The organism is Arthrobacter luteolus NBRC 107841 (genome assembly GCF_001552075.1).
GTDB lineage: Bacteria > Actinomycetota > Actinomycetes > Actinomycetales > Micrococcaceae > Arthrobacter_B > Arthrobacter_B luteolus.
Genome location: NZ_BCQM01000002.1, coordinates 594,083 through 602,949, shown reverse-complemented (window position 1 = coordinate 602,949; position 8,867 = coordinate 594,083). Strand labels below are relative to the sequence as shown.

The window sequence follows — 8,867 nt, the reverse complement described above, 5'->3', positions numbered from 1 at the left end:
GCTCCATTTACGCTGTTCCGAGCGGACGACGGGATTCGAACCCGCGACATCCACCTTGGCAAGGTGGTGCTCTAGCCAGCTGAGCTACGTCCGCAAATAAAAGTCCGGCACTGTGTTATCCACAAGTACAGAACTTCCGTGCGCGATACTGGGATCGAACCAGTGACCTCTTCCGTGTCAGGGAAGCGCGCTACCGCTGCGCCAATCGCGCCTGATACTGGCAGGTTCCGGACCAGGTCCGGGGCCGTGCAGTACAGGAGAGCGGACGACGGGATTCGAACCCGCGACATCCACCTTGGCAAGGTGGTGCTCTAGCCAGCTGAGCTACGTCCGCAAATGAAAGTCCAACACTCTGCTATTTCACACAAACTGCGTGAATTCACAAAGTTTAAAACTTCGTGCGCGATACTGGGATCGAACCAGTGACCTCTTCCGTGTCAGGGAAGCGCGCTACCGCTGCGCCAATCGCGCCCATAAAATGGGTTGTGCATGTAACCGTGGAGGTGGGGACGGGATTCGAACCCGCGTATACGGCTTTGCAGGCCGCTGCCTCGCCTCTCGGCCACCCCACCGTGACCGGCTTTTGAAGACCAGCTTACAGTGACTTGCGAGCGGACGACGGGATTCGAACCCGCGACATCCACCTTGGCAAGGTGGTGCTCTAGCCAGCTGAGCTACGTCCGCATGTTGGTGTTTCCGCGGCGAACTCCCGCTTTCCAACGAAGAAAAACTCTATAGGACGTTTCGAGGTTCGTCCAATCGGGACCATTTCACGATGGGTACCTAATCCGGTTTTGATCAGGCCCGATTGTGGGCTAGCATCTTTAGACGTTGCAGCAGTTCGAAAGCAACTCCCGCAAGGGCGATTGGCGCAGTGGTAGCGCGCTTCGTTCACACCGAAGAGGTCACTGGTTCGAACCCAGTATCGCCCACAGAACGGCCCCTTGATCCATGGCTCATGGATCAAGGGGCCATTTTTGGTTTAACCGCCCGATTGATGAACCGGTGCCGGCGTTTGCCCCGGCCGGTTGGGCAGTGATAGGCCGGGAATGAACACATATGGACCAAGGTCGAGGAGGTTTCGGCATGCGCCGAGTAGCTCAGGCAGCAGCAATCGCAGCAGTCATCGCACTGACAGGGTGTACAAATACCGGCCAGCAGCAACAGGATGGGCAGCCGTCCCAGCCAGCGGAGACACCCTCATCCAGCAGTTCGCCGGATGCCAGCAGCTCAGCAGCGCCGGCCCCGGGAAGCAGCGCTATCTCCCTTGATGAGGCGGGCAGGGTGGTCACCGACCAATACGGCGGCGAGGTCATCGGCGTCGAGGACGACGACTACCGCGGCACACCGGCATGGGAAGTCGAGGTCAAAAACAGTAATGAAGGCCGGATCGAGGTCAAGGTGGACAAAACGAGCGGGGAGATCCTGGACGTAGAGCGTGACTAGTGCAGAAGGGTGTGCCTGCACCCCATGGGTACCACCGCACCGTTCTGTGGCGCACATGGTCAGAGGCAGATGACAGACTGGGTTTATGACTGATCCAGCCCTGGCACACGCAACAGAGTTCGGGCGCATGTACTCGCGCTCCCTGACTGAACCCCCCGCGGTCCCTTCGATTACGACGGTTATTGCCCAGGGAAGCACCTCGCTGGCCGGCTGGCACGGCTATATGGCGGCCAGCGCCGTCGTTAAGCACCCGGCCCTTCCGGGTGCCGTGGGCAACGCCGGGCAGCTGCGCTCCATCGTGAAGGAGGCCTCCAGGGCCTCCGAGGTTTACCGGGACCAGGCCGCTGAGCGCGGAACGCGCGTGCATTATTACTGCGAGCAGGTGGCGCTGCGTGCCCTGGACCAGCCGCATGAGCTCACCGAGGCCCGTGCTGCCCTGGCAGAACACGGCGAACACCAGTTCGCCGACCGGTTCGACGAGTGGTGGCAGCTGTACCAGGTGCAGCCGGTCGCTGCTGAGATTACCGTCTGGAACCATGAGCTGGGCTACGCCGGAACCCTGGACCTGGTCGCCAGGATTGGCGGACGGCTCTGCCTGATCGACTACAAAACCAAGAACACCGACCGTGACGGCCAGGTGAAGCAGCTCGATGACAAGGTGGTTATGCAGCTGGTTGCCGGCATGAAGGCGGAGGAATCGCTGGTCGATGCCGGCCGCGGAGAGTGGGAGCCGTGGCAGTACGGACAGGATCCGCTGCTGCTGGGCGTTGCCGTCGGGCAGACCGAGGTGCGCCCCATGCGCGCCAACCCCGAGGTCCTCCCGCAGCACTGGTACAAATTCTGTGCCCTGCGCCGGGTCTGGCAGACCAGCCACGACGCCGTTGCCGCTGGGCAGGCGCTGCTGCCCATCGCCCCGCCGCCGGTACAGCCTGCCGGGGCCCATGCGGCCGCAGCAGGGCAGCCCGCGTCCAACTAGACTGGTATGCGGGCACTCCGCCCCGTTTGCACAGCGCGTTACACCGCGCACGACGCAGTACATCGCGACAGTAAGGAACACACTCCAGATGGCAATCCTGACGATTCGGATCATCGGCGACCCCGTCCTGCGGACCCGTGCCGAGGAAGTGACGGAGTTCGGTCCGGAACTCGCCAAGCTTGTTGCGGACATGGAAGAGACCATGGAGGACGTCGAGGGTGCCGGCCTGGCAGCACCCCAGGTCGGAGTGAGCCTGCGCGTCTTCACCTACCGGATCGACGGCCAGGCGGGACACATCGTGAATCCGGTCCTGGAGCTGAGCGAAGACCTGCAGGAGGACGAGGTGGAAGGCTGCCTCTCCATTCCCGGCATCGGCTACCCGGTTCCGCGCTACCGCTGGACCCGCGTCACCGGTCAGGACAAAAACGGCAACCCGGTCAGCATTGAAGGCGAAGGAATGCTCGCGCGCTGCTTCCAGCACGAGACCGACCACCTGGACGGCGTTCTCTACATTGACCGGCTCGAAGGTGAGAACCGCAAGGCCGCTCTCCGGGCCATCCGCATGGCCGACTACGACTCGATCGCCGAGCGCACCGCCGCCCAGCGCGCCCAGACCGTCGGCTCCAGTTTCGGAACCTTCGGTACCCCCAGCGCAGGAGCCTGACCGCCGTGGCAATGCGCGTACTCTTCGCAGGGACACCGGCAGTGGCCGTCCCGTCCCTGAACGCCCTGCTGGACGCCGGGTTCGACGTCGTCGGCGTCCTGACCCGGCCCGACGCACCGCTGGGACGCAAGCGCGTCCTCACGCCGTCGCCGGTTGCGGCCCGCGCGGCGGAACTCGGCCTACCGGTCATCAAGGCAGACAAAATTGACGACGACGCCGTGGCCGCGATCGCGGGCCTGGAACCGGATGCCGCGGCCATAGTGGCCTACGGCGCGCTGATCCCCGAACGTGCGCTGACGATCCCCACGCACGGGTGGATCAACCTGCACTTTTCGCTGCTGCCGGCTTGGCGCGGGGCGGCACCGGTGCAGCACTCCGTGATCGCCGGAGATGAAATCACCGGGGCCAGCACGTTCCTGCTGGAAAAGGGCCTGGATACCGGTCCTGTCTTCGGGCAGCTCACCGAAACCGTGGATCCTTCACTGACCAGCGGTGAACTGCTGGAACGCCTCTCGCACAGCGGCGCCGTCCTGCTGGCGCAGACACTGGCCGCGATCGACGCCGGCCGGGCCGTGCCCGTGCCGCAGTCCGGCGAGGTGACCCTGGCACCCAAACTGAGCATTGAAGACGGACGGCTGGACTGGAACCAGCCTGCGCTGGCGATCCGGCGGCGCATCAACGGCGTCACTCCGGAACCCGGGGCGTGGACCACCTTGGACGGTGCCCGCTTCAAGATCGGCGCTGCCGTTCCGCGGCCCGAGGTCACGGACCTGGCACCCGGACAGGTGCGCCTCGGCTCGGGCGCCGGAGCATCGGCACTGGTTGGCACTGGAAGCACGGCACTGGAACTGCAACTGGTCCAGCCTGCCGGTAAGAAGATGATGCCCGGCCCCGACTGGGCCCGGGGACTAGGCCAGCGTGAGGACGTGGTTTTTGAATGAGCACCCCCAACAGCGGTTCCCCGGGGGAGCGCCGCCGCAGTTCCGGAAGTAACACCAACCGCAGCGCCAAGGGCCGTGAGCGCAGCCGCCCGGCTACCCGCAGCCGCACCGAGGCCGCGCCGTCGCAGCGGACCCGGGCCGCCGACCCGGCCCGGCTGGTGGCGTTCGAGGTCCTCCGTGCCGTTTCCGGTGAGGACGCGTACGCCAACCTGGTGCTGCCCAAGAGCATCCGCAAGCACCGGCTGGACAAGCGCGACGCCGGTTTCGCCACCGAACTGGCCTACGGTGCGCTGCGCGGCCAGGGCATCTATGACGCGATCCTGGCCCGCTGCGTTGACCGGCCCCTGGACAAGCTGGATCCGGCCGTTCTGGACGCGCTGCGGATCGGCGTGCATCAACTGGTGGCTATGCGGGTTCCCGCCCACGCTGCACTGGACCAGACGGTTGGCCTGGCCCGCGCCGTGATTGGCGCCGGTCCGTCCGCCCTGATCAACGCGGTGCTGCGCAAGGTCGCGGCCCGGGACCTGGCCGAATGGACAGCGCTGCTGACCGAAGGTGAACCGGATGCGGTGAAGCGGTCGGCCATCGAATTCAGCCATCCCGAATGGATCGTCCGGGCACTGCGCCAGTCCCTGGTGGCCCACGGGCGGAGCGTCGAGGAAATCACCGACCTGCTCCGGGCCGACAACGATGCGCCCATCGTCAACCTCGTCGCCCTGCCCGGATTGGGGGACCTCGAGGAAGCGCGGGCAGCCGGTGCCATCGACGGTGAACTCGTGCAGGATTCCGCGCTGTTCTCCGCCGGCGACGTTGGCCGCCTGGATTCGGTGCGCGCCGGCACAACCCGCGTACAGGACGCCGGCTCGCAGCTGGTGGCCCGTGCCCTGGCCGAACTGACCCTGGATGGCACTGCCGTTGATGACGATGGCGTGGAGAAGTGGCTGGACATGTGCGCCGGACCCGGCGGCAAGGCCGCGCTCCTGGCTGCCCTGGCACATCAAAAGGGCGCCGTGCTGCTGGCTAACGAACCGGCGCCGCACCGCGCGCAGCTGGTCCGCCAGGCGCTGGAAGCGGTGCCGGGGGAGACCTGGAACGTGCGCACGGGAGACGGCCGCACCGTGGCCGAGGACTACCCGGAAACCTTCGACCGCATCCTCGTGGACGCACCCTGCACCGGACTTGGCGCGCTGCGCCGCCGCCCGGAATCACGCTGGCGCCGCAAACCCACCGACGTCGGCGAACTGGGGATCCTGCAGCGCGAGCTGCTCACCACCGCCGTTGATGCCGTGAAGCCCGGCGGCGTGGTCGCCTACGTGACCTGCTCACCGCATCCGGCGGAGACCACCGCAGTGGTCGCGGACGTGCTGCGCAAGCGCAATGACCTGGAACTGCTCGACGCCGGAGCCGCCCTGGACGCGGTGAGCCTGACCGGCTCGCTGGGCGCCGGGCATGAGTCCACCGCGCAGCTGTGGCCGCACATCCACCAGACCGATGCCATGTTCCTTGCCCTCATCCGCCGCAAGATCTAGGAGCTTCCCCTTGACCCAGTGCTGCATCAACCCGAGCATCCTGTCCGCTGACTTTGTGAACCTCGAAGCCGAACTCGAGCGGATCAGCGGCGCCGACGCCGTACATGTGGACGTGATGGACAACCACTTCGTGCCGAACCTGACGATCGGGCTGCCGGTGGTGCAGCGGATCCAGGCAGTCAGCAAACTGCCGCTGGATGCGCACCTGATGATTTCCGACGCCGACCGCTGGGCTCCCGCGTACGCCGAGGCAGGGCTCGCCTCGGTCACGTTCCACGTGGAAGCGGCTGCCGCACCGATCCGGCTGGCACGCGAGCTGCGGGACCGCGGCGCGAAGGCCGGGATGGCACTGAAACCGGCGACCCCGGTGGAACCGTACCTGGACATGCTCTCCGAGCTGGACATGCTGCTGATCATGACAGTTGAGCCCGGCTTCGGAGGGCAGAAGTTCCTGGGCGTGACGCTGCCCAAGATCCGCCGGGCCGCTGAGGCCGTGCGGGGTTCAGGCCTTCAGCTCGCTATCCAGGTGGACGGCGGAATCGCTCCGGACACCATTGAACGTGCCGCAGAGGCCGGGGCCAACGTGTTCGTGGCCGGCTCCGCCGTGTACGGCACGCCCGATCCGAACGAGGCGATCGCCAAGCTGCGGGCCCAGGCCAGTGCCGTGGCGGGCTCTTCGGCGAGCTAGCCGGTCACTTCACCCGCTGGACTGTTCCTTCACCCGCTGGACTGTTTGACGCGCTGGACCATCACCTTGCCGGTCTTTTCCCAGGCGGGGTCCATGACCTCGGGCCACTGCGCGGTGAGCATAAAGAGCAGTCCGCCGTCCGCGCCGCCGGCCACGCAGGAGAAGCAGGCGTCATCGAGCTGAACGGTGCCCAGCACGGCGCCGCCGCGCTGGATATGGACACACCGCTCGCCCGGAACTTCAGCGAACCAGATGCCGCCGGTGCCGTCCCAGCTGATCCCGTCCGGGGCGCTGCCCTCCAGGGTGGCCCAGACTCCGGCAGGGTCCAGGCTGCCGTCCTCCCGGATCGTAAAGGAGGCCAGGCGCCCGGCATTGGACTCTGCCACCACCAGGGTGCCGCCGTCTGCGGAAACCAGCATTCCGTTGGGGAAGGCCAGGCCCCCGGCCACCTGCTCCAGGGAACCGTCCGGCCGGAGCAGGGCGATGAGTCCGTTCGCCTCGGGTTCCGCCGCATAGTCCTGGCCGATGCCGTTGATGTAAATGTTGCCCGACGGATGGACGGCAATCTCATTCCAGGGATGGGGCGAGAGCCCGCGGAGGTCAGCCAGCGGCACCAGTCCCGCGTGCGGCACCTCGACCAGCACGCTGCCGTCAGTGCCGGAGACCACCGCCATCCGGCCGTCCGGCAGCCAGTCGAACGTGATGGGAAAGGACGGGACACCGGCCACCCTGCGGATCGAACCTGCCTCATCCAGGGCGGAAATAGTTCCGGCGGTCCAATCGGCGTAGAAGAACTCACCGTCATGCCACCGGGCGGATTCCCCCATCCCGAGTCCTGACACCAAGGTTGTGGCTTCCACCATCGGGGCCCCTTTGTGAGCGTACGGATTGTCTTGTCCGGCCCGGCAGGCCGTGGCAACAGTATGCGGCGGCGGAGCTGGTGGGAACAGGGTCCGTCCTGTGGACCGATAAGATGAGTGGCTTGCTGAACTCCCGAGAGGACCCCGAATGAGCCTGATCAGGCTGCAGGACGTCAATGTTGGTTTCGAGAAGACGCAGATCCTGCGTGAGGCGTTTTTCCGCCTGGAACCGAAGGACCGGGTGGGGCTGATCGGGAAGAACGGTTCGGGGAAGTCCACGCTGCTGAAGCTCATCCTGGAGCAGGTGGAACCGGACTCCGGCACGGTCACCGTGGAGCAGGGCGTGAAGATCGGCTACTTTTCCCAGTTCTCCGAACTCAACGGTGAAGCGACCATTACAGAGGTCCTTGACGCGCTGTTCGTCGAAATTAAGGCCGTCGAAGCGGAACTCGCCTCCATCGACGAGACGCTGGGTTCTGACCCGGAACCCAAGGTCATGGACCGGCTGATCCGCCGCCAGGCCGAACTTTTCGAGGCGATGGACCGGCTGGACGGCTGGGATTACCCCCGCCGCATCGACGCCGCGCTCACCACGCTGGGTTTCAGCGAGGCGCACCGGACCTGCCCCATCGATGCCCTCTCCGGCGGCTGGCGCAACCGTGCTGCCCTGGCCAAGATCCTGCTCCAGGCCCCGGATGTGCTGCTGCTCGATGAGCCCACGAACTACCTCGACGTCGCCGGCGTGGAGTGGCTGGAAGGCTGGTTCCGCGACTTCCGCGGCGCCGCCGTCGTGGTTTCCCACGACCGGAAGTTCCTGGATGCCGTGGTGACCCGCATTATCGAGGTGGAGAACTTCCACCTGCATGAATACGCCGGGAACTTCGCCGAGTACGTGGTCCAGAAGCAGTTCCGGCTCAAGGCACTGCAGTCCCAGTTCGTCCACGAGTCCGAGCTGCTCGCCTTTGAAGCCGAAGGCATCGCCGACCGGCGCGAGGCCGCCAAAGCTGGAGGCGGTGCCTTGGGCAGCCGGCTGGCCAAGATCAAGAAGGCCCGCGCACCCCGTCCGGTGGATCAGATTATTACGGAGATCTACGCCGGGCTGCACGTTAAGGACAACCTCTGCCGGGCTGAGTCCCTCGAGAAGTCCTACGGTGCCAGGACGCTGTTCAGCGGGCTGAGCTTTGAAATCCGGCGCGGGGACCGGCTGGTGGTGCTCGGCGCCAACGGCAGCGGTAAAACCACGCTGCTGCGGGTCCTGACCGGTGAGGAGAAGCCCGACGCCGGCAAAGTTGCCTGGGCGAACGGCGCGAAGATGGTCTCCTACAACCAGGTGCTGGCAGAGCTCGACGACGAGGACACCGTCACCCACGCGGTCAACGCCATGCCGGACAGCCTGGCCCTGACCGCAACCAAGAAGTCCGTGAACCGTTTCCTGACCATGTTCCAGTTCTCCGAGGCGGACCTGAAACAGAAGATTGGCAACCTCTCCGGCGGGCAGAAGGCCCGCGTTGCGATGGCACAGTGCCTGCTGTCCGGTGCGTCAGTGCTGCTGCTCGATGAGCCCACCAACCACCTGGACCTCTCCAGCACCCAGGTGATGGAACGCGCGCTTCTGCACTTCCCGGGGGCCGTGGTGGTGGTCAGCCACGACCGGTTCTTCACGGAGAAGATCGCCAACCGGCATCTGGTTTTCGGAGCCGGCGGATCCGCGCCCGGCGAGGTTGACCTCCGCGTGGCGTAACACAGGCGGGGTGCAACCCACC

At 65.8% G+C, this 8,867-nt stretch carries 8 protein-coding genes and 7 tRNA genes; 8 read left to right on the top strand and 7 right to left on the bottom strand.

Annotated elements, in window-relative coordinates:
• Positions 1-20: 20 nt before the first annotated feature.
• From AL3_RS06805 to AL3_RS06780, 6 genes are all read right to left on the bottom strand, one after another.
• Positions 21-94 (bottom strand) — tRNA-Gly (locus tag AL3_RS06805).
• Positions 95-139: 45 nt separating this feature from the next.
• Positions 140-211: transfer RNA gene (locus AL3_RS06800), tRNA-Val, on the bottom strand.
• A gap of 49 nt (positions 212-260) precedes the next feature.
• A tRNA-Gly gene (locus tag AL3_RS06795) sits at positions 261-334 on the bottom strand.
• Between the two features lie 65 nt (positions 335-399).
• Positions 400-471: transfer RNA gene (locus tag AL3_RS06790), tRNA-Val, on the bottom strand.
• Between the two features lie 27 nt (positions 472-498).
• Positions 499-572, bottom strand: a tRNA-Cys gene (locus tag AL3_RS06785).
• A gap of 38 nt (positions 573-610) precedes the next feature.
• Positions 611-684, bottom strand: a tRNA-Gly gene (locus AL3_RS06780).
• A 176-nt stretch (positions 685-860) separates the two neighbouring features.
• Here AL3_RS06780 and AL3_RS06775 point away from each other — a divergent pair.
• The 7 genes from AL3_RS06775 (at position 861) to rpe (ending at position 6,244) form a co-directional block, all read left to right on the top strand.
• Positions 861-932, top strand: a tRNA-Val gene (locus AL3_RS06775).
• A gap of 127 nt (positions 933-1,059) precedes the next feature.
• Positions 1,060-1,446 carry a PepSY domain-containing protein gene (locus tag AL3_RS17985; RefSeq protein WP_083521508.1) on the top strand — a complete coding sequence of 129 codons (387 nt, stop codon included), beginning with the start codon at positions 1,060-1,062 and terminating at the stop codon, positions 1,444-1,446.
• A gap of 85 nt (positions 1,447-1,531) precedes the next feature.
• Positions 1,532-2,422, top strand: a complete 891-nt coding sequence (locus tag AL3_RS06770; RefSeq protein WP_066298350.1) for a PD-(D/E)XK nuclease family protein — start codon at positions 1,532-1,534, stop codon at positions 2,420-2,422.
• Between the two features lie 88 nt (positions 2,423-2,510).
• Positions 2,511-3,086 carry a peptide deformylase gene (gene def / locus AL3_RS06765; RefSeq protein WP_066298347.1) on the top strand — a complete coding sequence of 192 codons (576 nt, stop codon included), beginning with the start codon at positions 2,511-2,513 and terminating at the stop codon, positions 3,084-3,086.
• Between the two features lie 11 nt (positions 3,087-3,097).
• On the top strand, positions 3,098-4,027 hold the full coding sequence (fmt, locus tag AL3_RS06760; protein WP_066298341.1) for a methionyl-tRNA formyltransferase: 930 nt from the start codon (positions 3,098-3,100) through the stop codon (positions 4,025-4,027).
• Positions 4,024-5,556 carry an RsmB/NOP family class I SAM-dependent RNA methyltransferase gene (locus AL3_RS06755; protein WP_066298337.1) on the top strand — a complete coding sequence of 511 codons (1,533 nt, stop codon included), beginning with the start codon at positions 4,024-4,026 and terminating at the stop codon, positions 5,554-5,556. The genes fmt and AL3_RS06755 overlap by 4 nt, the downstream gene beginning before the upstream one ends.
• A 10-nt stretch (positions 5,557-5,566) precedes the next feature.
• Complete coding sequence (gene rpe / locus AL3_RS06750) at positions 5,567-6,244, top strand: ribulose-phosphate 3-epimerase (RefSeq protein ID WP_066298324.1); 678 nt, start codon at positions 5,567-5,569, stop codon at positions 6,242-6,244.
• Between the two features lie 29 nt (positions 6,245-6,273).
• Here the strand turns inward: rpe and AL3_RS06745 are convergent, their stop codons facing one another.
• Positions 6,274-7,071 (bottom strand): SMP-30/gluconolactonase/LRE family protein, encoded by a 798-nt coding sequence (locus AL3_RS06745; protein ID WP_066298323.1) that lies wholly within the window; start codon positions 7,069-7,071, stop codon positions 6,274-6,276.
• 181 nt (positions 7,072-7,252) lie between these two features.
• Here AL3_RS06745 and AL3_RS06740 point away from each other — a divergent pair, with 181 nt between their 5' ends.
• A complete protein-coding gene (locus AL3_RS06740; RefSeq protein WP_066298322.1) occupies positions 7,253-8,845 on the top strand; it encodes an ABC-F family ATP-binding cassette domain-containing protein in 1,593 nt (530 codons plus the stop codon).
• Positions 8,846-8,867: the final 22 nt, after the last annotated feature.